The organism is Actinomyces viscosus (assembly GCF_900637975.1).
GTDB classification, from domain to species: Bacteria; Actinomycetota; Actinomycetes; order Actinomycetales; family Actinomycetaceae; genus Actinomyces; species Actinomyces viscosus.
Map to the genome: position 1 here is coordinate 2371559 of NZ_LR134477.1, position 22370 is coordinate 2393928.

Sequence of the window (22370 nt, forward strand, 5' to 3'; positions counted from 1 at the left end):
GCTCCACTACAACGAAAAGGAAGCATGATGCATTCATCCCGTATTCTGACCACCGCCGCCCTTCTGGGGCTGCTGGCCCTCGTCCCGGCCACCGGCGCGCAAGCCCTCAAGAGCCCGCACCTGGCTCCGGACAACGCCGAGGCCGCCACCGTCGTCTCGGAGAAGATCACTGACCAAGGCCAGTTCGGCGACTGCACCGGCACAGCCATCGCCCCGCAGTGGGTGCTCACCGCCCGTCACTGCATCGAGGGCGCGGAGGGAGCGAAGGCCTCGGGGGCCGTACGCGTGGGGAACGGCGACAACACCCGCGAGATCCCCATCGACCGTTGGGAGGTGGCTCCCGGAGGGGACATCGCTCTCATCCACACGGCCCAGAGCATGAAGCTGTCCCGATACACCGAAGTCGACGACGAGCTACGCTACTCCGGCGAGGCGACGGCCTACGGCTGGTCCGCATCCGGCAGCGGTAAGGGCAAGCAGCTGCCCATGGCCAAGGCGATCATCACCGGCAAGAGCGAGTACAACCTCTACGAGGGCGCGGCGGGTGTCACGACCCAGCTGGAGGAGGGCGCGGCGATCCAGAGCGGCGACTCCGGCGGCCCCCTGTTCCACAACGGCAAGGTCACCGCCGTCGTCACGGCCAGCATCAACCCGGTGGCCGACGGGGCTAACGAGAGCAACCCCCAGGAGGAGACACCACAGCAGGAGGATGCGACGGAGGCGACGTCGTGGACGGCGAAGACCCGTGACGCCGTCTACAGCCCTGTGGCCGACCAGAAGGGCTGGATCGACAAGACCATCGCTGGGCAGAGCACCGACTCCTCCGCCCAGGCCTCCTCAGCGATCAACCCGTCCCCGTTCATCGCAGGCGCCGCCGTCGTCGTCCTGGGCGGTGCGGCAGTGACAGCTTGGGTCCTGCACCGCGGTCGGCGCAGGAGCGGAGAGTGAGACCAGTCATCTATTGAGCATCATCGAGAACGCCCCGCTGCAGGCGGGCCCGGCCTGCATGCGACGGGAGTGCCCGGCGTGTCGAGCGGTAGTAGGCCTGCTGTGTCTTCCGCCTGTGGGGACATTCGGCGCTTACGGGCGCGTCCTTCTGCGGTCGGGGGCATTTTGCGCGTACGGGTACAGGAATTCTGTCGGGCTACGCGAGAGATGCCCGGCTCGGCGGGGAACGAGTAAAGGGGAGGGAGAGACCGGCTCAGCCCCGCGCAGCCTGGATCTCGGCGGCCACCAGCTCGGCGAGCTCGACGGCGTTGAGGGCCGCGCCCTTACGCAGGTTGTCCCCCACGGCGAAGAACTGCAGACCGTGCCCCGGCGCGAAGGCCTGGTCGGCGCGCAGCCGCCCCACGAAGGTTCCGTCGCGGCCGGCGCCCTTGAGGGGGCTGGGCACGTCCTGGTAGGTGACACCGGGTGCCGCCTCCAGCAGCTCGCGGGCGCGCTCGACGCTGATCTCACGGGCAAACTCGGCGTTGATGCTCAGGCCGTGGCCGGAGAACACCGGGATGCGCACGCAGGTGCCCGAGACGAGCAGGTCCGGGATCTCCAGGATCTTGCGCGACTCGTTGCGTAGCTTCTGCTCCTCGTCGGTCTCGCCGGAGCCGTCTGCGGCGTCGTTCCCGGCCCAGGCCACGGCGTTGAAGGCGATGGTGTCGACGTAGACCTCCGGCGCGGGGAACTCCACGGCCCGCCCGTCCAGGGCCAGGCCCTCCATGTCCTCGTTCACGACGGCGCGCACCTGTCCGGCCAGCTCGGCCACCCCGGCCCGCCCCGAGCCGGAGACGGCCTGGTAGGTGGAGACGATGAGGCGGATGAGCCCGGCCTCCTCGTGCAGCACCTTGAGGGCGGGCATGGCCGCCATGGTGGTGCAGTTGGGGTTGGCGATGATGCCCTTGGGGCGCTCACGCAGGGCGTGCGGGTTGACCTCGCTCACCACGAGCGGGACCTCGGGGTCCTTGCGCCAGGCGGAGGAGTTGTCGACGACGACGGCCCCGGTCTCGGCGAAGCGGGGAGCGTGCTCGCGCGAGGCGGCGCCTCCGGCGGAGAAGATCGCGACGTCGATGCCGCTCAGGTCTGCGGTGGCGACGTCCTCGACCTCGACCTGGGCGCCGCGGAAGTCGACGACGCTCCCGGCGCTGCGGGCAGAGGAGAAGAAGCGCACCGAGCGGGCCGGGAAGTCGCGCTCTTCCAGCATGGCGCGCATGACGCGGCCGACCTGGCCGGTGGCGCCCACGACGGCGACGGCGACGCCGTCGGCAGGTCCGGTGTAGGTGTTGACTGACTGGCTCATCGTCCGGTCCCTCCGTAGACGACCGCCTCGGCGGCCTGGGCGTCGAGGCCGAAGGCGGAGTGGACGGCGCGCACGGCCTCGTCGAGTACGGCGTCGTCGACCACCACCGAGATGCGGATCTCGGAGGTGGAGATCATGTGGATGTTGACCCCGGCCTCGCTCAGGGCGCTGAACAGGCGCGCCGAGACCCCCGGGTTGGAGCGCATGCCGGCCCCCACCAGGGACAGGATGCCGATGTCGGGGTTGAAGTGCAGGCTGCGGAAGCCCAGCTCCTCGCGGGCGGCCTCCAGGGCCTCGCGGGCGGTGGCGGAGTCGCCGTCGGGGCAGGTGAAGGAGATGTTGGTCAGGCCCGTGCCCTCGGCGGAGACGTCCTGGACGATCATGTCGATGTTGGCGTCGGTGCCGGCCACGATCGCGAAGATGCGGGCCGCGGCGCCGGGGACGTCGGGCACGCCCACGAGCGTGATCTTGTCCTGGCTGCGGTCGTGGGCGATTCCGGAGATGACGGGGGCTTCCACGTGGTCCTCCTTGGCGGACGGGCGGGGGCGGGCCTGGGCCCGCGCGGCGATGGCGTTGCGGTGCGCGGAGTCGACGACGGCGGCCGAGGGGCCCTCGTCGAGTCCGGCGGGGTCTGAGGGCGAGGCCTGGCCGGCCTGGCCGGCGGGGGCCGCCTCCGGAGCGGCGGCATCCTCCGGGCTCGCGGCGCTGGGGGCACTGGCCGCGCTGGCAGCACTGTCGGCGCTGTCGGTGTCGGCGGCGACGACGTCGTCGAGCTGGGCGGCCACGACCGAGGGCACGAAGGCGCCCTCGCGACGGCCGTCGTAGATCCAGGTCCCGGTCTTGTCGGAGAAGGAGGAGCGCACGTGCAGCGGCACGCCGAAGCGGCGGGCGTACTCCACGGCGCGCAGATGGAGGATCTTGGCGCCGTGGGCGGCCAGCTCCAGGGTCTCCTCGCTGGAGAGGGACTCGATGCGCTTGGCGGTGGGGACGATGCGGGGGTCGGCGGTGAACAGGCCGTCGACGTCGGTGTAGATCTCGCAGACGTCGGCGTTGAGGGCGGCGGCCAGGGCGACGGCGGTGGTGTCGGAGCCGCCGCGCCCCAGGGTGGTGGTGTCCTCGACCTCGTTGATGCCCTGGAAGCCGGCGACGATGGCGACCGCGCCGGTCTGGATGGAGCGGGCCACGCGCTCGGGCAGGACCCCGACGATGGAGGCCTTGCCGTACTTGGAGTCGGTGAGGACGCCGGCCTGGGCGCCGGTGTAGGCGCGCGCCGGCACGCCGAGCTCGCCGACGGCCATGGCGAGCAGGGCCATGGAGATGCGCTCGCCGGCCGACAGGAGGATGTCCATCTCGCGGGCCGGGGCGTCGGTCGTCAGGGCGGCGGCCTGGTCGAGGAGCTCGTCGGTCGTGTCCCCCATCGCGGAGACGACGACGACGACCGTGTTGCCGGCCTCGCGGGTGGCGACGATGCGCCGGGCGACGCGTCGCATCGCGTCGACATCGCTGACGGACGAGCCGCCGTACTTCTGGACGACCAGTGCCATGTGGCGCTCCTCGGGTCCTTGGGTCAGTCCTGTATCAGTCAGTCCTGCTGTCAACTGCCGCGCAGCACAGCGGGCGACCCCGCAGGGGCTTCCGAGGTGTGAAGCCGACGCCGCGCGGCGCCCACGACGGCGTGGCTGGGACAAGCATACGGTGCACTGTGTTGCCGACATATCACGCGCCCCGAGATCACAGTGGCAGCGGGTCACGCGAGAGGCCGAGAGAGACACAGACCTGAGGATCGGCCATCCACTCTCATCTACTCTAAACTTTTTAGAGTAGCTACCCAAGGGTGCGGAACGTTGAAATCACGGGGAAATCCACGCCTAGAGCGACACTACTGTCAACCTACTCGAACGCTACTTGAACACCACTCGAAACCCTCCCGCAGGCCTCACCGCACACCCCTCGCAAGCACACCCCCCCCACCCCCACTCTTACGTACTCTAAAAATGTTAGAGTAGACCCATGAGTCACGATGACATCGATGAGCTACTCAACCTCCCCATCGGCGAGCGCGGTGAACAGCTGGCTCGAGTACCGGAAAACCAGTGGTTCGAGCGCAAGTCGATCCGTGTCGATCAGAAGAGCTTCGCCAAGGCCATCATCGGGATGGCGAACGCGGAAGGTGGAACCGTCGTCGTCGGCTTGAGCGAGCAGCGGGTAGAGGGGATTGACTCCAACCCTTCTCGAACCAACGAGCTTCGCCAGGTACCGATGACCATGGTGGCTCCACCACTGCGCGCCCACTTCCGGGAGGTCTCAGTGATGAACGACAGGGGCGCACAAGACCACCTTCTCATCGCCCAGGTCCCTCCCAGCCGACACGCCCATCGACGCAGTGACGATACAGCCTTCCTGCGCATGGGTGACTCCACCGTGAAGCTCGACGGCCCTATGTGGGAAGAACTGGTCTACGACCGGGAGGCGGAGACATATGAGGCCCAACCCGCCGGCATCACGATGGCCGAACTGAGCGGAGAGGCAATCGATCGCCTACGAGTGGAGATCGGCGCGCACGGAGACGACTCCCACGTCTTACGCAGCCGCAGCCTCCTGACACATGACGGCAAGCCCACCATCGCCGCACTCTTACTCTTCGGCATCGCTCCTGAGCAGCTTCTGCCGCAGGCACTGGTGCGCGTCCTACGCTACCGAGAGGACGAAACAGGCACCGGAGCGCGCCAAACCATGGAGGCCGACGGCGATCGGCGCCTTGAGGGCCCCATCCCGGACGTCATCGCCAAAGCGGCTGCACTCATAGATCAGTGGGCACCCAAGCGTAGGGCCCTGAACGGGGGGACCTTCGGCCCCACGGACGTCATCCCTCGGGATGCCTGGCTGGAGGCCGTGGTGAACGCCGTCGTTCACCGCTCTTACTCCATGGCTGGGGACCACATCCGTGTGTCGATCTTCCCTCACCGCATCGAGGTTTCCAGCCCGGGTCGCTTTCCCGGACTGAGCGACCCGAGCCGCCCGCTCGAGATCGCGCGGTACGCGCGCAACCCCCGTATCGCGAGGGTGTGCGCGGACCTTGGAATCACGCAGGAACTCGGCGAAGGCATTCGACGCATGGTTGACGACATGCGCCGGGCCGGCCTCTCAGACCCCCACTATCGTCAGACCTCAACCAGCGTCATCGTGAGGCTCGATGCGACATCAGCCATCTCGAGCGACGTCATCAAGAGACTTCCCCACGGATCGCTCGAGATCGTCACACTCCTGCGAAGCACCGGACCATTGGCCACCGGAGAGATCGCGTCGGGCGTGAACGCATCCCGCCCGACGGTCCTTCGGTGGCTTAAGAGACTGCGCGAAGAAGGGCTGGTAGAGCGAAGGGGACAGTCACCGCGGGACCCGCGGGCCACGTGGTATGTGCCTGGCACCTAACCCCTACCGCAGCTACCTCACCACTCTCAACAGAAGCCTCCAGCCACCTACTTACATCTACTCTAAACTTTTTAGAGTAGCCACCCAAGGGCTACGGAACGTTGAAATCACGGGGAAATCCACGCCCCGAGTGACACTACTGTCAACCTACTCGAACGCTACTTGAACACCACTCGAGACCCTTCCACAGGTCTCACCGCACACCCCTCAAGCGCGATCCGCGCCCGGGGCACCTCTCACCATCGGCAATGGGGACCTTTCCCCAGCCAGCACCCACCGTGGGACAGTACCCTCCCCTTATGAGCATTGAAGTCTCTCAGCTCACCCGCTTCTTCGGTCGGGCGCCCGCGGTGCGCCAGCTGGACATGTCGGTGCCCGACGGCGCCGTCACCGGCCTGGTCGGCCCCAACGGCGCCGGCAAGACGACGCTGCTGCTCATGCTGGCGGCTCTCCTGGCCCCGGACTCCGGGACGATCCGCGTCGCGGGCCTGGACCCGGTCACCCAGTCCCGCGAGGTCCACCGCGCCGTGGGCTGGATGCCCGACGCCTTCGGCACCTGGGACTCCCTGACCTGCACCGAGATCCTCTTGACCTTCGCCGCCGCCCAGGGGATGGACGCCGACGCCGCCCGCACCCGCGCCGTCGAGATGCTCACCCTGGTCCACCTCGACGAGCTGGCGCGCACGCCGGCCCGGGTCCTCTCCCGGGGCCAGAAGCAGCGTCTGGGGCTGGCCCGTGCCCTCATCCACGACCCCACGGTGCTGCTCCTGGACGAGCCGGCCGCCGGCATGGACCCCCGCTCACGTGCCGATCTGCGCGTCCTGCTGCGCGACCTGGCCTCGGGTGGGACCACGGTCCTGCTCTCCAGCCACATCCTGTCAGAGATGGAGGAGATGGTCGACGGCGTCGTCTTCATGTCCCGCGGAACCGCCGTCCCCTCGCCGTCGGAGCAGGTCCCGGCCGGGGCCGACGCGGCCGACGGTGCCGCGAGCCCGGTCCCGGTGCACCGGACCTGGCGGATGCGAGCCCTGGACGCCGGACGCCTCAACGACTGGGCCGGCTCCGCGCAGCTGCCCGCCACGCCGGAGGAGGACGGGACCGTGCGCCTGCCGGTCGCCGACGACGCGGCGGCGGCCCGCCTGCTGCGCGAGGCCCTCGAGGCCGGGGTGGAGGTCGTCTCCTTCGCCCCGCTGCCGGGAACCCTGGAGGAGACCTACCTGGCTCTGGAAGGAGAACGCCGATGACCTGGACCGGTGTGCGCACCATCATGGTGCTCGAGCTGCGCCAGCGGGTGAGGGCCACGCGCTGGCGCGTCATGCTGGGGATCTGGCTGGCCGTCCTCATCCTGCTGTGCGGCGGACTGACGATCACCGTGGAGACGATGGGCCCCGGGCCGTCCAGGGACTACGTCGTGGCACTCTACGACCTCGTCGTCTGCTTCGTCCTGGGGATCGGGCTCATCGTGGCCCCCACGCTGTCGGCGACATCGATCAACGGCGACCGGGCCGACGCGACCCTGGCGCTGCTGCAGGCCACCGCGCTGCGCAGCCAGGAGATCGTCGTCGGCAAGCTGCTGGCGGCCTGGGTCGCGGCGATCGCCTTCCTGGGGGTGGCGGCGCCCTTCCTCATCATCCTGACCGTCGCGGGCGGATCGCACTGGCAGGCGCTCGTCGCCCACCTGGTCATCCTCGTCTTCACGCTGGGGGCGGTGTGCGCGATCGGCCTGGGGTTCTCCAGCCTGACGGCGCGCCCCTCGGCCTCGGCGGTGCTGACCTACATCGTGGTGGCCGCCCTGACCGTCGGGACGCCCTTGGCCACGGCCATCGCCTCGTCCGTGGTGACCGGCACGCAGACCGAGGTGCTCTACGAGGTGAGCTACGACGACTCCACTGATGACAAGGTCGTGTGCCAGACCGAGCCGGAGACCTCCACCCACGACGTCACCCGCACCGACCGGATCTGGTGGATGCTGGCCCCCAACCCCTTCGTGGCCCTGGGGGACGCCACCGCGCACGTACCGCTTCAGCCGGCCAGCAGGGGCAGCATCTACAGCCCGTCACCGCTGACGATCATCGGCAGGGTGATCGACGGGATGCGCGACCCCCAGCCCGAGCGGGTCGTCCACAACCCCTGCGAGGTGGACGACTCCGATGACGACTCGTCGCCCACGCCGGCCGGTGACGCCCCGACGACGCGGCACCTGGCCTTCTGGCCCGCGAGCCTTGTAGCACTCATGGCTCTGGGGGTCGGCGGCGTGGTGACGGCCAGTCGGCGCCTGCGCGTCCCGGCCGGCAGGCTGCCGCGCGGCATCCGTCTGGCCTGAACGGCACTTCCCTCCTCGCCACCACCGCCTCGGCTGCCGCCTCCTCTCATCGAGCCGGGCATTTCTCGCGTAGCCCCACGGTTTTTCTGTCCGGCTACGCGAGAAATGCCCGGCTCGCCGCAAGGGATAAGTGGCCCTCAGTCAGGCTGTCTTCCACCGGAACAGCCGGGCCCCCAGCAGGCCGCAGACCACCGTCATACCGGCGAGCACCGCCAGCGCCGTCCCATAATCCGCCCAGGACCGGCCGGACCACATCCCCTGCACAAGGTCGACCAGGTAGCGGAAGGGCGAGTAGCGGGCCACGCGCTGGACGCCCTGCGGGATCTGGCTCTGGGGGACGAAGGCCCCGGAGGTCATCATGATGACGATGAACAATCCGTTCCCGATCCCGGTGGCGGCGCGGGAGGACGGATAGAGGGCGGCCAGCGTGTATCCCAGCGCCAGGAAGGCCACCAGCCCAAGGGCTGCGGCTGCCAGGACCGCCACCGGGTTGCCCTGGAGCCTCACCCCGAAGCCGAGGGCTCCCACCAGCAGCGCCAGGACGATGCCTACCAGGCTGACGAGGAAGTTGACGGTCAGGTCGGCCGCCACGAAGACCCGCGGGCTCAGCGGCGTGGCCCGCAGGCGAGTCAGGGCCCCGCTCTCGCGCAGCTGGAGCTGACTGGTGGGCAGGATGATGATGCCGGTCATCCCCACCACGAGGCAGGCGCAGGCCGGCAAGGTGGCGTCCATGAAGCCACGGCCCCCGAACTGGGGGTTGGGCTCGTTGCCGAAGAGCACGCCGAGGATCACCACCAGCAGCGGGGCGAGGATCAGGGTGAAGAACAGGCCGACGGGCTCACGCAGGGTCGAGCGGGTCAGCATGACGAGCAGGGTTGTATAGGTTCGGCGGGTGCGCGTGGTCGGCATGGTGGTGTCTCTTCTCAGCGCTTGTTGTCTTGATAGTCGGTTTCGGCGGAGCCTTGACCGGTCATGAGTCCCGGAGGGCGCGCCCGGTGAGGTTGAGGAAGACCTCCTCCAGACCCGGTGAGTGGGTCTCCATGTCCTGCACGACGACGTCGGCCTGCGCCAGGTGGGCCAGGACCGCCTGAGCGAAAGCGCCCGTTCCGCCGACGACGGTGACGGCGCCGTCGGTGGTCACGGAGGTGACGCCTTCGACGTCGGACAGGCTCGCCGGAGCAGGCGCACCGAGTCTGATCCGGAGCGTGACCTGGCCGCCGTGGGCCGCGATGAGCGCCGGGATCGTGTCGAGGGCGATGACGCGTCCGTGGTCGATGACGGCGACCCGGTCGCACAGGGCCTCGGCCTCTTCCATGTAGTGGGTGGTCAGGACCACCGTCTTGCCGCGCTCGCGGATGTCGCGCACGACGTCCCACATGGCCAGCCGCGCCTGGGGGTCGAGCGCGGTGGTCAGCTCGTCGAGGAAGAGCAGCTCGGGGTCGTGAACGAGGGCCAGGGCGATGAAGACGCGCTGGCGCTCCCCACCGGAGAGCCGGGCGACGTCGGTCTTCTCCTTGGAGGCGATGCCGAGGCGCTCCAGCAGCGGACGCCAGGGCAAGGACTGGTCGTAGAAGGAGGAGAAGAGCTCGAGGGCCTCTCCGACCCGTAGTCGGGGCAGGAGCGCGGCCTGCTGGAGCTGGATGCCGGTGCGGTGGGCGAGCTCGCCGGCATCCTTGACGGGGTGCAGGCCCAGGACGGAGATCTCTCCGGAGGTGGGTTCGTCGAAGCCCTCGATGCTGGAGAGCAGTGTGGTCTTACCAGCGCCGTTGGGGCCGATGATGCCGAAGATCTCGCCGTCGGCGACCTGGAGGCTGACGTCGTCGACAGCGGTGAGCTCCCTGAAGCGGCGGGTGACGTGGGTGCAGGTGACGGCGTTCATCAGGACTCCTGGGTGATGTGTCCGTCGAGGTGGATCGCCTCAGCGGGAGGGTTCTGTGCGCCCTCGCCCCTCCATCGTCGCACCGTATAACTAGTTTTACAAGTCTTACCGCAGTTGTCGGTTAATTCCCGTACCAACGAGGCCCCGACCGCCTCCCCGCCTTACATTCGTCGAGCCGGGCACTTCTCGCGTAGCCGGACAGAAGAACCGTGGGACCACGCGAAGAATGCCCGGCTCGGCAAGGAGACCGGGTGGAGTCTCAGTCCTCGACGCGACGTCGGCCCTCGAAGGCCCGCCCGAGGGTGACCTCGTCGGCGTACTCCAGGTCAGCCCCCACGGGCAGGCCGGAGGCGAGCCGGGAGACGGGCACGGCCATGGTGCGCAGCATGCGGGTGAGGTAGGCGGCGGTGGCCTCGCCGACGACGTCGGGGTCGGTGGCCAGGATGACCTCCTCAACCTCGCCGGCCCCCAGGCGGCTGAAGAGCTCGCGCACGCGCAGGTCGTCGGGGCCGACGCCGTTGATGGGGTCGATGGCGCCGCCGAGCACGTGGTAGAGGCCCCGGTACTCGCGGGTGCGCTCGATGGCGACGACGTCCTTGGGCTCCTCGACGACGCAGATGACGCGCTGGTCGCGGCGGGGGTCGCGGCAGATCGCGCACCGGGGGGCCTCGGCGATGTTGCCGCAGGTCTCGCAGAAGCGGACCTTGGCCTTGACGGCGCGCAGGGCCTCGATGAGGCGCTCGACGGAGGCCGAGTCGGCGGCGAGGACGTGGAAGGCCATGCGCTGGGCGGACTTGGGGCCGATGCCGGGCAGCTCGCCGAACTCGTCGATGAGGTCCTGGACGGCGCCTTCGTAGACGGCGGGCATGTCAGCGTCCCTCCTGGGTCACGGTGACCTCTTCGATGACCTGGGCGCCGAGGATGCGCTTGACGACCTCGAGCCCGACGACGCCGGCGTCCTCGGCGTCGGGGTCGTCGTCGCTGGGGGTGTCGTCGGCCAGGGAGTCGGCGCCGGTGTCCTGCGCGGCGGCGCGGGCGGCGGCCATGGCCGCGGCCAGGCGTGAGCCCGCGATGCCCGACGGCGCCCAGGTGGAGTCGTCCTCGGGCGGGGCGCTCGGGGCGCTGGGCTCCTCGAGGGCCGGGCCGGGGCTGAAGGGACTCGACGGCGTTCCCTCCCAGGTCACGGGGGCCAGACCGGGCGACCCGGCGGTGACGCCGGGCGCACCGGACGCGCTGCCGGCGGCCGGCGCCTGCGGCGACTGCGGAGACGGAGGCTGCTGGAAGGACTGGGGGGCGGCTGGGGACGATGCGGCCCCGCCGGGAATCTCCGGCAGGGCGCGCAGACGGTGGACGGTGGCCAGGGGCGCCTCGTCGGGCGCCTGCGCGGCGGGGGCGGAGCGGGACTGCACGGGCGACGGCGCAGCGGGAGCCGGAGTCGGGACCGGAGCAGACTGGGCGGCCACGGTGCCCCCTCCGGGGACCGCGACGGGCCCCCACCCGTCGTCGGGGTCGGCGCTGTCGGAGGCGTGAGCGGACGCTGAGGCCGTCACCGGGGCAGGTGCCGGGGCCGAGCCGCCCCCGGGGACCGCGACGGGTCCCCACCCGTCGTCGGGGTCGGTGGGGTTCGCGGGGCTCCCCTGGGCCGACGCCACCGGGACCGGCCGGGCTGTGGGAGCCGGGGGCGCGGAGGACGCGGAGAAGGACGGAGACGGCGGGGAGGCCGGGGAGACAGCCTGGAAGTCGGAGGGCGCGGGACCGGCCGGCGCCGTGCGCGGCTCGGGCGAGGCCGCGGCGGCCTGCGCGACGGCGCCTGCAGCGGCAGGGTCCCCGGCGGGCCGAGTCCACTGAGCCGGTCCGGAGGACTCGGCGGCGCCGTCGTATCGCGAGTACCCCGGGGCCTCGGCGTAGGGGTCGGGGCCCCAGTCATCGTCGGGCGGGGGCTCGATGATCGGGGAGCCGTCGTCCCAGGTCGTGGAGACGGGGCGGCGCGCATGAGTGCGGTCGGCGGGATCAACACCGACCGACCGGGCCGCTCCGGCAGCGGCCGCATCGGCACGATCGCGAACGTCAGGCACACCAGCCCCTTCTGCTGCCCTGAGGGTCGGATCGGTCACCGCCGAGTCATCGTAGGCCCTGTCGACACCGGCGACGCCCGCCCGGGGGACAGCGGCAGACGAGGCGGAGGGCGCACCAGCCTCGTAGGAGCCCTGCGGTCCGCCGCCATCTTGATCGGCACCGCTGGCATGACCACCTCCCACCGAACCGGCGACGACCTGCGCGGAGCCCTGGACGCTGGAGCCGACATCGCCGTCTGACGCCTCTCCACCGTGAACGGCCGAGTCGACGGCGCCCGTCTGCGGGGCGGGAGCGCTGGGGCCCGCGTCCGAGGCGACAGCGTTGCGCAGGCCCGGGGCTCCACCGTCTCCAGCACTGTGGCCGGCAGCGGAGCCGACAGCGGGGCCAGCAGGGGCGGCGCTGGGTCCGGCACCGCCCGCGTCACCGGCTCCGGCGGATCCGGTGCCGAAGCCGCCCGGGCCCTGAGGGCCACCGGTCCCTCCGCCTCCACCCGGACCTCCGGCTCCACCGGGACCACCCGGTCCGTCGGGCCCGTCACCGGCAACGATGGCGTGCACCTCAAGGCGCAGACCGAGGGCCTGGTGGAGGGCGGCGGAGAAGATGGGACCGTGCCCGCCGTTCTCGAAGGCGCCCACGAGACCGGGCGCTGCGAACAGCAGGGTGAAGACCCCTCCGGAGACGGTGCCCGGCCGGGAGTTGGGGCCAACCAGGGCCCAGGTCGCGCGCCGCGAGCGCTTGGCCGCCTCGAGAACCTCCTCCCAGCGGGTGCGGATCATCTCCGCGTCGGCGGCCTCGGCCCCACCCGGACCGCCGACGGCGCCAGGACCCTGGGGGACGGGGGCCGCCGGCGCGCTCGCCTGCCCGGTTCCGGGTGCGGGCTGCTCGACCGGCCGCTGGGGCGGCGCGGCCGACGGAGCCGAAGGACCCCACGAGGCGGAGGCCGAGGACGCGGCGGAAGCCGCCGGCCCGCGGTGCGGGGCGGCGTCGTTCGGACCATCCCAGCTGACGGCGGCGCCGGCCTGCGGAGCCTGCGCAGCCGACGTCGGGCCCGCGGCGGGCGCCGAGGGCGCGGCCGGGGCGGATGCCGACGCCGGGGACGCCAGGCCTGTCCGGGGGCCACCGGGCTCGTTCCAGCCGCCCGCGTTCGGGGTCTGCCCCCAGCCGTCGTCGGCCTGAGGGGCCTGGGGCACCCCGGGAGCTGCGGTGGGAGCGGTGCTCCCGTCATTCCCCGCTCCCCCGGCGTTCTCGGGCCGTTGGCCCCCGCGCCGCCCGGCGGCATCCGCGGAGGCCTGCCGGGCGATCTGGGCGGCCATCTCGCGCCCGGAGCCGGCGGGCATGCCACCCGAGGCGTTGGCAGGGCCCGCCCCGGGAGCGGGCGACGGCGTCGGCCCGGCGGCCCCGGTCTGTCCTGCGGCTCCGGCCTGCCCCGCGGCTCCGGCCTGCCCTGCCGCGCCCGCAGCGCCACCGGCCTGGACGTGACCGGCCGGGATGAGCAGGCGGGCCACGAGCAGCTCGAGCTGGAGGCGGGGGGAGGTGGCGCCGACCATGGCCGTAAGTGCCTGAGCGGTGGTGTCGGCGGCGCGGGAGAGGGCCGCGGCCCCCATGGTGCGGGCCTGAAGGTCCATGCGCTCGAGCTCGTCGAGAGGCATGGAGCCGAGCGCCGCGCCGGCCTCGGAGCCGGCCAGGGCGATGACGAGGAGGTCGCGCAGGCGCGCGAGCAGGTCCTCGACGAAGCGCCTGGGGTCGTGCCCGGAGGAGACGACCCGGTCGACCACCCGGAAGACGCCGGCGCCATCGGCCGCCGCGATCGCGTCGACGCACTGGTCGAGCATGGTGGTGTCGGTGTAGCCGAGCAGGGCGACGGCCCGCTGGTAGTCGACGCCGCCGTCGTGCGCCCCGCCGATGAGCTGGTCCATGACGGACAGGGTGTCGCGCACGGAGCCACCGCCGGCGCGCACCACGAGAGGGAAGACGCCGGGGCCGATCTCGACGCCCTCGGCCCGGCACAGCTGGCCCAGGTAGCCCTCGAGGATGTCGGGCGGGACGAGGCGGAAAGGGTAGTGGTGGGTGCGCGAGCGGATCGTGCCGATGACCTTCTCGGGCTCGGTGGTGGCGAAGATGAACTTCACGTGCGAGGGCGGCTCCTCAACGAGCTTGAGCAGCGCGTTGAAGCCCTGCGCGGTGACCATGTGGGCCTCGTCGAGGATGAAGATCTTGTAGCGGTCGCGGGCCGGGGCGAAGGCGGCGCGCTCGCGCAGGTCGCGGGCGTCGTCGACGCCGTTGTGGCTGGCGGCGTCGATCTCGACGACGTCGAGGCTGCCGGGGCCGCCGGTGGCCAGGTCCCGGCAGGAGGGGCAGGCGCCGCAGGGGGTGTCGGTGGGGGCCTGGGCGCAGTTGAGGCAGCGGGCCAGGATGCGCGCCGACGTCGTCTTGCCGCAGCCGCGTGGGCCGGAGAAGAGGTAGGCGTGGGTGACTCGGTCGGCCCGCAGCGCCGCCATGAGCGGAGCGGTGACGTGGTCCTGCCCGATGACCTCCTGGAAGGCGTCGGGGCGGTAGCGGCGGTACAGAGCGGTGGTCACGGACCGAGCCTAATCGGCCGGGCCGACCCCGTGCGAGGCGCCGGGCACGTCAGGTGCGCACCGAGCGGCTCGCGTTGGCCGCCAGTGGACGACAGTGCCGGGCGCAGTTCCGGTAGGCATCAGCGAGGATGAGGTCCAAGGAACCTGTCGCCGTTGAGGTGGATCATGTGAGTGGGGTCGGACGCCAGCCAGACCTCGGTCTCCCAGGCCAGGTCGGCAAGGAACCTTCTCATGACCGATCGATCCGGGAAGCATGAGACATAGATGATCCCCGCTGACGAGCCGGCGAACATGCGGGACAGCTCGCTGTAGCGAATGTGGTCCACCGGACCGTGCGTCGAGGCAGCCTCCATGAGGAACAGCCAGTTGCTGCTGGCCTGGTAGACCACCAGGTCCGGCATCTTCCCGTGCTCATCCACCATGACACCGAGTGAGACGAGGCGATCACGCTCGAAGGTTGCCAACTTCTCGTCGGCGTCTCCTACGTAGAGAATTTCACCACCGGGAACGAAGTAGCCGCAGAAGTCCTCTACCATCGCCTTGATGAGGATATTTTGCCCACCACCCTTCAACGTGAATACCTCACCGGTGGGCGTCGTCACCGGGATGCGCGCGAGATCACGAGCTGCCTGATACTTCGCCGCGAGACTCCCGACCTCCGCCAGATACTCCTCGACAGCTGGGGCGAAGTCGGATGTTCCATAGAGCTTGATCGTCAGCAACGCCTCCGGGTTGAGGCGGTAGTTGTTCTTCGAGGAGTTGGTTGGACGAGCCGGGTCATCGTCGTTATAGAGACAGAATCCAGCATCGACGAACTGATGCAGAACGAAGCGGCGAATAGTCTCTCGCGTGTTCTCAGCGATGGGATGGTTCAGCGGCCCGCGCATCCAGTCAAGGATGTGCCGGACCCCCATGCGTTCATTGGTGGCGTTCGCCCAGGTGCAGTTTTCATCCAACCCAGCCAGGGCCAGGAGTGTGCGCGCCGAAGTCTCGTTCGTCCGTTTGCGATCAAACTCGAAGGCACGGAGAATGTCCCGGGCTTCCTGGACAGTGCTCACGCGGCCTCCACATGCTCGACGCCCATCACCTGACGAACAGCGGCATCAGGGTCTAACGTGCTCCGCCCCAGAAGGCGCAACTGCTCGAGGCTGGGAAACTTCATCTGGCGCAGATCACCGGCGTTAACCTGCGTGTGACCGGAGAACACTCGAAAGAAGTCATCGACCGGCTTACAGTTGAGCCAGGCAGACAGACCGAGCGCCAGATCCTCATCCAGCCCGCGCCCCATGCAGTGAATATAGTTGAGCTTGTTGTCAAAGGCAGGTTGATGTGCATCATCTGACCAGACTGCGGAGACGATCCGACGCTTCTCCTCCTTGGCGGAGAACCTCTTCACCAAAACATATGCTCCTGCCGGAACCAGCACCTTTGCTCTCAGCGGCTCCATAGCCCGGAACCACTGAGGCTTCTTGACTGAGAGGCGCGGATGGAGAACCATGTTCTTAACAATATTAGCCGGGTACACCATTGGAACGACGTCGTCGTCGGGCTGGTGTCTGAGATACTCGCGGAGACGAAAGTCCACCACGCGTCCCGTTGAGACGGCGAGTCCCAGATCAGCCAGCGTGTAGTGGGCACGCCGCATCCACTCAACAGCCTCAGCATCTTCATGTGAAGCAGGGACGAAAACGAAATCGTCAGTGACGACCTGCGAAGCCGGGACTTCGCGAGTTACGGGTTTATCGCGGTGATCAACCGATGAGGACAGACGGACGATCGGGACCTGGCCACCCTGTGTCACGGCCACGATGATCGTCTCCTGAAGCACACCCAGGTCTCCGAACACCTCTGAGCGCGACTGAAAGGTGTGGATGCCGTCTATACCGAACGATGCCAGAAGGGTACGGCGAAACTGCCTGAAATATGTACCGTTCATCCAAGATCGAGGCGTAATGGAAACTTGCTGGCCACCAGCACTCAGCACAAGGGCGCCGAGCGCCATGAACCCGGCGTAGATGTTGGGAACCACCACCCCCGCGCTACGTAGATCCGTATCCAGTGTCGACCCCGATCGGATCTTGCGGTACGGAGGGTTCTGGATCACCAGATCGAAACGCTCATCAGTGCGCAGAGCCCAGTCGACAAAATCGCCTTTCACCAGGGCTGTCACCACCCCTGTCTCAGTCTCACAGTCCGACAGGGTCTCAGACAGGGCGGACCATAGGTGCCGATCCGTCTCAACCGCGGTCAATGACACCTGAAGGTCTGGGCGGTCTCGCCGCACACGCTCTATCAACGCCGCCGACAGCACCCCTGAACCCGCACCAGGATCCAGCACTCGCAGTGTGCCCGACTCTGGCAGGCGCGGCAGATCCGCCATGATCCTCGCAACGGCAACGGGAGTGAAGAACTGCCCCAGCTCTGCTCGGCTGGCTGGATCCAGACCAGCCAGGGCCGCCTCGCGCCGAGCGGCAGCACGTTCCAGAAGGTTCATACGCCTTAGGGTACCGGCCACCAACGACAGCAATCCGCCACACCAGTCTTCACAGGATCAGGACGTACTCCACGAACCTCGGGTGCCACTGGCCGGGGGTTAGCCGCACTGCACGACACGTCAACCGTCGTGGAGTACCGCCAACCTTCCTCCAGTGGCCCCCAGACGTCGTGCAGTGCGGGCGAGTGGGTCTGCTGACGCGAGGAGTCCCCACGTGCAACCCCAGCCGGACCTCGTGCAGTGCAGGCGGGTGGGCTCGACAGTCCGCCCCAACACCCGGGAACGTGAGGACCCCTCGCGCACCCGCCAGAGCCTGCTTACCCTTGCTACCTTCCGGTCCTGGGGGATTCACTGGATGACGCCGCACGAGGGGTCGAGCGAGAGACTACCCGATCCGGCCCCCGGTTGCGAACCAGCCCCCCATCGGCCCCGCTCACGCCTCTCCCGAGCCGCTCTCAAGCCCCGGCAGTACCCTCGTCCCACGCCCTCCGCACCCGACCGCAGCACCGAGGTCCGAAACTTCCTGACCTCGCGCCGGGCCCGGCTGTCTCCCGCCGACGTCGGCCTGCCCGACGACGGAGAGCGCCGGGTCCCCGGGCTGCGCCGCCAGGAGGTGGCCGACCTGGCGGGCGTGAGCCTCGACTACTACACGCGCCTGGAGCGCGGTCGCGTCCAGGGAGCCTCCAACTCGGTGCTGGTGGCCCTGTCCGAGGCGCTGCGGCTCAACGACGTCGAACGGGCCTACCTCCTCGCTCTGGCCCATACCCCTGCGCTCCCCCAGGAGGCGCCGCAGTCCGATGCGGCCTCGGTGCGCACTGTTCTGGACCACGTCACCACCCCGGCGATGGCTGGCACCGTCACCCAGGACGTCGTCGCGACGAACCTTATGGGCCGCGCACTCTACGCCCGCTTCTACGAGACGATGGAGCAGCCGAACCTGGCGCGCTTCGCCTTCCTCGGCGAGGCGGCCCCGGAGTTCTATGGCCGTCACCTGGCCGAGGCTCAGCTGACCAGCGCAGCCATGCTGCGGATGGAGTCAGCACGCCACCCCGGCGACGAGCGCCTGACCGCTCTCATCGCCGAGCTGGAGGCCAGCAGCGAGAGCTTCCGCACTGCCTGGGCCCGCCAGGAGGTCCATGAGCACCGCACCGGGGTCAAAACCTTCCACCACCACGCCGTCGGCGACATCTCGCTGGCCTATCACCTGCTCATCGTTCCGGGCACCCCAGGAGTCGGAGTAACGGTCTACAACCCCATTGCCGGCACCGACGCCGAGCGTCAGCTGGAGGCGCTCAGGCAGTGGGCGCTCGCCCAGGGCTTCGCCCGCACTGCTCCGGAACCCGACGTCGTCTCCCCCGAGGCTCGAACGACCGGGTGGTCCTGAGAAGGGGCAGGCCTGCGCACCCGGGAGGCCCTCGCAGTACCTGGCAGCCTGCCGCCAGCTTTGTCATCCTGGCGGCAGCCGGCTGCTCGTGGCGGAAACCGCCGCGGCCTTCAACGGCACGTTCGGCCTCCGCGCGAGCCGGGCCCACGAACCTCTCGATGCGCAAGGAGCATTCATGCCGCTTCAGCCCGATGGCTACACCTTTCCTTTGAACGAGAAGGTCGCCCGCACCCACGTGCGATTCACCAACCGCTATGGCATCCCCTTGGCCGGGGACCTCTACACCCTCGAGAAGATGGAGTCGCGGACCTACCCGGCGCTCGTCGTCGGACCGCCCCACGGCGGCATCAAGGAGCAGGGTCCGGGGCTGTACGCCAACGAGCTGGCACAGCGCGGGTTCGTGGCCCTGGCCTTCGACCCGCCCTTCATGGGCGAGTCCGGCGGCGGTGCCCGGCACGTCACCAGCCCCGAGCTTTTCGCCGAGTCCTTCAGCGCCGGCGTCGACTTCCTGGGTTCGCAGCCCTTCGTGGACCGCAGGCGCATCGGGGCCATCGGCATCTGCGGCTCGGGAGGCTTCGCGCTGAGCGCAGCCAGCGTCGATGTACGCATCCGCGCCGTCGCCACCGCCGCGATGTACGACATCTCGGGGGCGACCCGGGACGGCTGGATGTACCAGGGGACCGATGACGAGCGTCGAGAGCACCTCGCCCAGCTGGCCGAGCAGCGCTGGAAGGACGTCGACACCGGCGCCCCGGAGCTCTCGCCCCAGTTCCCCCTGGGGGAGTACGATCCCGAGGCTCTCGCCCCCATCACGGCGGAGTTCTTCGAGTACTACGCCAAGATCAACGACCGCGGCTGGCACCCGCGCAGCATCGGCGCCTTCACCGTGGAGAGCGGCATGCCGCACGTCAGTTTCGGCCAACTGCGCAACCTCAAGGACATCCCGCCGCGCAAGACCCTGATCATCACCGGTTCCGAGGCCCACTCGAAGTGGTTCAGCGACATCGTCGCCAAGGAGATCGGGGCCGACGCCGAGGAGGTCGTGGTCCCCGGAGCCCGTCACATCGACCTCTACGACCGCACCGACCTGATTCCGTTCGACACCATCACCGAGTTGTTCTCGCAGCGGCTCTGAGCCACAGGGCGCGATTGCTGAGATGCGCCACCACAGCAGGCAGCCGGCCCCGCGTGACAGATCCCACCGCCCCGGACTGGCCCCGGGGACAGGCGGTCCGATATATTCCTTTCTCGTTGCGCGCGGTTGTCGCCGTGTGGAGCGCCTGGAGGATTCGCCTAGTGGCCTATGGCGCACGCTTGGAAAGCGTGTTGGGTGCAAGCCCTCGGGGGTTCGAATCCCCCATCCTCCGCCACCAACCCCGGGATCTGCATGATCCCGGGGTTTTGTCGTGGCACGAGGACCCGTTTCAGGACTCCCCGGAGGCTCGACGCCGCAGGGTTCAGGAGTACTTCTCCTCGAAGTGGCGCTCGAGGGACTCCAGGGTGTGACCGAAGGTCTCGGGCAGGAACCTGGCGTAGAAGGCGAGCGTGAGCGCGTTGATGACTGCGAAGACGAAGAAGGTGTTGCCCTGGACCGCCGCGATGAGGTTGGGGAAGGCGAAGGCCACGATGACGTTGCCCATCCAGTTGCAGAACACGGCCACGCCGTTGGCCAGGCCGCGCACCCGCATCGGGAACATCTCGGCGAGCATGAGCCAGAAGGTCGGGCCGATGAAGCACTGCATGGAGAACAGGAAGGTCAGCATGAACAGCAGCACCAGATAGCTCCGGGCCGTGGAGGCGGGCAGGAGGAACATGAACCCGAGCATCACCAGGGAGACGACGACGCCGGTCTGACCGATGATCATCATGCGTTTGCGCGGCAGCCGCTTGAGGAAGCCGATACCGATGGCGACGGCGACGACGGAGACGACCCCGTTGGCGATGGTCGCCACGAGGGCGGCCTGAGTACCCAGTCCGGTGGTCTCCAGGATCGTCGGGGCGTAGTACATGATGCCGTTGACCCCCGTCAGCTGGGACAGGGCGGCCAGCCCGATGCCGATGAGGGTGATCCTGCGGATCCACGGAACCCGGAAGTCGCTCCACGACCCCGAGCCGATCCTGGCCTCCTCCTCGACCCGTCGAGCGATGTCCTCGCCCTCGGCCTCCACCTCATCGGGCATACGGACCTCGTTGAGGACGGCCCACATCTCCTGGGTACGCCGCTTGTTGGCGAGCCAGCGGGGGGACTCGGGCAGCAGGTGGATGCCGACCCACAGCGCGATCGCCGGCACCGAGCAGATGACGAGCATCCAGCGCCACACGTGGGCGTGGGGCCACATGATCGCGATGAAGGCGTTGAAGGAGTATGCGAGCAGCTGGCCGGTGACGATCATGAGCTCGTTGCGAGCCACCATCGTTCCTCGGATAGCGACGGGCGCCATCTCGGACAGGTACACGGGGACCGTGGCGCTGGCGCCCCCGACCGCCAGCCCGAGCAGAAAACGGAAGCACACGAGCACCGCATAGTTCGGGGACAGGGCGCAGCCCAGGGCGGCCAGGAGGAAGATGACGGCCACGGTCATGATGTTCTTCCTGCGCCCGTAGCGGTCGGACAGACGCCCACCGATCACGGCGCCGAAGGCCGCCCCCAGGGTGAGGCTGGAGGTGACGATCGACTGCTGGAAGGCGCTGAGCCCGAGTCCGCCCTCGGAGGCCCCCTTGGCGAGAAAGGGAAGCGCGCCGGAGATGACGCCGGTGTCGTACCCGAAGAGGAGACCACCGAGGGTCGCGATCGTGCGGATGGTGAACAGGCGCTTGTCGACTCTTCTGCGATCGGAGACCGCGGTTACTGCACTCATGAGGATCTCTCCCCCGAAACGGAGAAGGTGTCGATGAACTGGTCGAGAGCGGCCTCGGACACCGTCGTCGAACCGTCCTCGCCCTCACCGGTGGCGAAGGCCTCCATGGCCACGGTGCCGCGGTAACCGGAGGCGGCGAGCGCCTCGGCCACCGCGCGGTAGCGGATCTCGCCGGTGCCGGGCTGGGCACGGCCGGGGACGTCGGCGACCTGGATCTCGCCGATGAGCGGCAGGCACTGCCGGCACAGCTCGATGAGGTTCCCCTCCCCGATCTGCGCGTGGTAGAGGTCGAGGTTCATCCGCAGGTGGGGAGAGTCGACCGCAGCGACGAGGGCACGGGTGTCACGGGCGAGCGCAAAGGGGCAGCCGGGGTGGTCGACGGCGGTGTTGAGGTTCTCCAGGGTGAAGATGCGGCCGTGGCGCTCGCCGAGCTCGGCCAGGCGCCGGCAGGTGTCGACGGCGCGCAGCCAGTCGTTCGGGCTGGGATGTGCGTTGGCGACCACGGGGATGCCGCCCTCACCGAGACCGGTCCCGTGGACGTTGAGCCGGGGGCAGTCGATCGTCTCGGCGGCCTTGAGCGAGTCCTCCGCGGTGGACAGGATCCGGGCGACTCCGTCGTCGGTGGTGAGGTCGCCCTCGACGTAGCCGGTCATGGAGACGATCTCGACGCCGTCGGCACGCCGTGCCGCAAGCGCCGTGAGGTCCTTGGCGGTCCAGTCCCACATCTCCACCTTGAGGCCCCGGGAGGCGATGGCGTCGACGCGATCGAGGAAGGGCTTGTCGAGGTAGATCATCTCGGCGCAGGCGGCGAGGGTGAAGGCGTTGTCGGCGGGAACGGTCACGGGGCTCATCGGACGACCTCCTCAAGGGCGACGGCGGTGTCGAGAAGACCTGCTTCACGTGTGTCGGGGCGGACGGGCAGGGCGGTGGGCACGATGACTCCTTCGTCATGAGGGTTTCCGGCGGCCTCTGTGCCGCCTCCTGACACCAATGAGACTAGGACGTTCTAGTGATCTACCAGCATTGAGGATCACAACTCTGCAACCTGATCCCAC

The 22370-nt window shown here is 69.2% G+C and carries 16 protein-coding genes, 1 tRNA gene and 1 other RNA gene; 7 read left to right on the forward strand and 11 right to left on the reverse strand.

Features of this window, described 5'->3' with window-relative positions:
- Positions 1-24: 24 nt before the first annotated feature.
- A complete protein-coding gene (locus tag EL340_RS10150; protein ID WP_126414476.1) occupies positions 25-948 on the forward strand; it encodes a trypsin-like serine protease in 924 nt (307 codons plus the stop codon).
- A gap of 253 nt (positions 949-1201) precedes the next feature.
- Here EL340_RS10150 and EL340_RS10155 read toward each other — a convergent pair whose 3' ends face one another.
- Both EL340_RS10155 and EL340_RS10160 read right to left on the reverse strand, forming a co-directional pair.
- On the reverse strand, positions 1202-2290 hold the full coding sequence (locus EL340_RS10155) for an aspartate-semialdehyde dehydrogenase (RefSeq protein ID WP_126414477.1): 1089 nt from the start codon (positions 2288-2290) through the stop codon (positions 1202-1204).
- A complete protein-coding gene (locus EL340_RS10160; protein WP_126414478.1) occupies positions 2287-3834 on the reverse strand; it encodes an aspartate kinase in 1548 nt (515 codons plus the stop codon). Before EL340_RS10160 ends, EL340_RS10155 begins: the two co-directional genes overlap by 4 nt.
- Positions 3835-4300: 466 nt before the next feature.
- Here EL340_RS10160 and EL340_RS10165 point away from each other — a divergent pair, with 466 nt between their 5' ends.
- From EL340_RS10165 to EL340_RS10175, 3 genes are all read left to right on the forward strand, one after another.
- Positions 4301-5722 carry an ATP-binding protein gene (locus EL340_RS10165; RefSeq protein ID WP_126414479.1) on the forward strand — a complete coding sequence of 474 codons (1422 nt, stop codon included), beginning with the start codon at positions 4301-4303 and terminating at the stop codon, positions 5720-5722.
- Between the two features lie 299 nt (positions 5723-6021).
- Positions 6022-6966, forward strand: coding sequence for an ABC transporter ATP-binding protein (locus EL340_RS10170; protein ID WP_126414480.1), 945 nt, complete (start codon positions 6022-6024; stop codon positions 6964-6966).
- A complete protein-coding gene (locus EL340_RS10175; protein WP_126414481.1) occupies positions 6963-8045 on the forward strand; it encodes an ABC transporter permease in 1083 nt (360 codons plus the stop codon). Before EL340_RS10170 ends, EL340_RS10175 begins: the two co-directional genes overlap by 4 nt.
- A gap of 141 nt (positions 8046-8186) precedes the next feature.
- Here the strand turns inward: EL340_RS10175 and EL340_RS10180 are convergent, their stop codons facing one another.
- From EL340_RS10180 to ffs, 7 genes are all read right to left on the reverse strand, one after another.
- Positions 8187-8954, reverse strand: a complete 768-nt coding sequence (locus EL340_RS10180; protein WP_126414482.1) for an ABC transporter permease — start codon at positions 8952-8954, stop codon at positions 8187-8189.
- 61 nt (positions 8955-9015) lie between these two features.
- Positions 9016-9924: an ABC transporter ATP-binding protein gene (locus EL340_RS10185; RefSeq protein ID WP_126414483.1), complete on the reverse strand. Its 909-nt coding sequence runs from the start codon at positions 9922-9924 to the stop codon at positions 9016-9018.
- Positions 9925-10183: 259 nt separating this feature from the next.
- Positions 10184-10792: a recombination mediator RecR gene (gene recR, locus EL340_RS10190; protein WP_126414484.1), complete on the reverse strand. Its 609-nt coding sequence runs from the start codon at positions 10790-10792 to the stop codon at positions 10184-10186.
- 1 nt (position 10793) lies between these two features.
- A complete protein-coding gene (locus EL340_RS15500; protein ID WP_232023007.1) occupies positions 10794-14579 on the reverse strand; it encodes a DNA polymerase III subunit gamma and tau in 3786 nt (1261 codons plus the stop codon).
- Between the two features lie 119 nt (positions 14580-14698).
- A complete protein-coding gene (locus tag EL340_RS10200) occupies positions 14699-15637 on the reverse strand; it encodes a BsuBI/PstI family type II restriction endonuclease (RefSeq protein ID WP_126414485.1) in 939 nt (312 codons plus the stop codon).
- Complete coding sequence (locus EL340_RS10205) at positions 15634-17073, reverse strand: Eco57I restriction-modification methylase domain-containing protein (RefSeq protein WP_126414486.1); 1440 nt, start codon at positions 17071-17073, stop codon at positions 15634-15636. The genes EL340_RS10200 and EL340_RS10205 overlap by 4 nt, the downstream gene beginning before the upstream one ends.
- A gap of 283 nt (positions 17074-17356) precedes the next feature.
- Positions 17357-17451: signal recognition particle sRNA small type (gene ffs, locus EL340_RS10210), an RNA gene on the reverse strand.
- A 166-nt stretch (positions 17452-17617) separates the two neighbouring features.
- On the opposite strand from ffs, the gene EL340_RS14965 reads away from it, so the two are divergent.
- From EL340_RS14965 to EL340_RS10230, 3 genes are all read left to right on the forward strand, one after another.
- Entirely contained in the window at positions 17618-18457 is an 840-nt protein-coding gene (locus EL340_RS14965) for a helix-turn-helix domain-containing protein (RefSeq protein ID WP_331860823.1), read from the forward strand.
- A 175-nt stretch (positions 18458-18632) separates the two neighbouring features.
- A complete protein-coding gene (locus EL340_RS10225; protein ID WP_126414488.1) occupies positions 18633-19592 on the forward strand; it encodes an alpha/beta hydrolase in 960 nt (319 codons plus the stop codon).
- A gap of 147 nt (positions 19593-19739) precedes the next feature.
- Positions 19740-19827: transfer RNA gene (locus EL340_RS10230), tRNA-Ser, on the forward strand.
- Between the two features lie 87 nt (positions 19828-19914).
- Here EL340_RS10230 and EL340_RS10235 read toward each other — a convergent pair.
- Both EL340_RS10235 and EL340_RS10240 read right to left on the reverse strand, forming a co-directional pair.
- Positions 19915-21315, reverse strand: coding sequence for a sugar porter family MFS transporter (locus tag EL340_RS10235; RefSeq protein ID WP_126414489.1), 1401 nt, complete (start codon positions 21313-21315; stop codon positions 19915-19917).
- Complete coding sequence (locus EL340_RS10240; protein ID WP_126414490.1) at positions 21312-22166, reverse strand: TIM barrel protein; 855 nt, start codon at positions 22164-22166, stop codon at positions 21312-21314. The genes EL340_RS10235 and EL340_RS10240 overlap by 4 nt, the downstream gene beginning before the upstream one ends.
- Between the last annotated feature and the right edge of the window lie 204 nt (positions 22167-22370).

What these genes read in the sequence shown, in the direction of transcription:
- EL340_RS10150 (WP_126414476.1), top strand. Translation starts at nt 25, where the DNA reads ATGATGCATTCATCCCGTATTCTGACCACCGCCGCCCTTCTGGGGCTG.
- EL340_RS10155 (WP_126414477.1), bottom strand. Translation starts at nt 2,290, where the DNA reads ATGAGCCAGTCAGTCAACACCTACACCGGACCTGCCGACGGCGTCGCC.
- EL340_RS10160 (WP_126414478.1), bottom strand. Translation starts at nt 3,834, where the DNA reads ATGGCACTGGTCGTCCAGAAGTACGGCGGCTCGTCCGTCAGCGATGTC.
- EL340_RS10165 (WP_126414479.1), top strand. Translation starts at nt 4,301, where the DNA reads ATGAGTCACGATGACATCGATGAGCTACTCAACCTCCCCATCGGCGAG.
- EL340_RS10170 (WP_126414480.1), top strand. Translation starts at nt 6,022, where the DNA reads ATGAGCATTGAAGTCTCTCAGCTCACCCGCTTCTTCGGTCGGGCGCCC.
- EL340_RS10175 (WP_126414481.1), top strand. Translation starts at nt 6,963, where the DNA reads ATGACCTGGACCGGTGTGCGCACCATCATGGTGCTCGAGCTGCGCCAG.
- EL340_RS10180 (WP_126414482.1), bottom strand. Translation starts at nt 8,954, where the DNA reads ATGCCGACCACGCGCACCCGCCGAACCTATACAACCCTGCTCGTCATG.
- EL340_RS10185 (WP_126414483.1), bottom strand. Translation starts at nt 9,924, where the DNA reads ATGAACGCCGTCACCTGCACCCACGTCACCCGCCGCTTCAGGGAGCTC.
- recR (WP_126414484.1), bottom strand. Translation starts at nt 10,792, where the DNA reads ATGCCCGCCGTCTACGAAGGCGCCGTCCAGGACCTCATCGACGAGTTC.
- EL340_RS10205 (WP_126414486.1), bottom strand. Translation starts at nt 17,073, where the DNA reads ATGAACCTTCTGGAACGTGCTGCCGCTCGGCGCGAGGCGGCCCTGGCT.
- EL340_RS10225 (WP_126414488.1), top strand. Translation starts at nt 18,633, where the DNA reads ATGCCGCTTCAGCCCGATGGCTACACCTTTCCTTTGAACGAGAAGGTC.
- EL340_RS10235 (WP_126414489.1), bottom strand. Translation starts at nt 21,315, where the DNA reads ATGAGTGCAGTAACCGCGGTCTCCGATCGCAGAAGAGTCGACAAGCGC.
- EL340_RS10240 (WP_126414490.1), bottom strand. Translation starts at nt 22,166, where the DNA reads ATGAGCCCCGTGACCGTTCCCGCCGACAACGCCTTCACCCTCGCCGCC.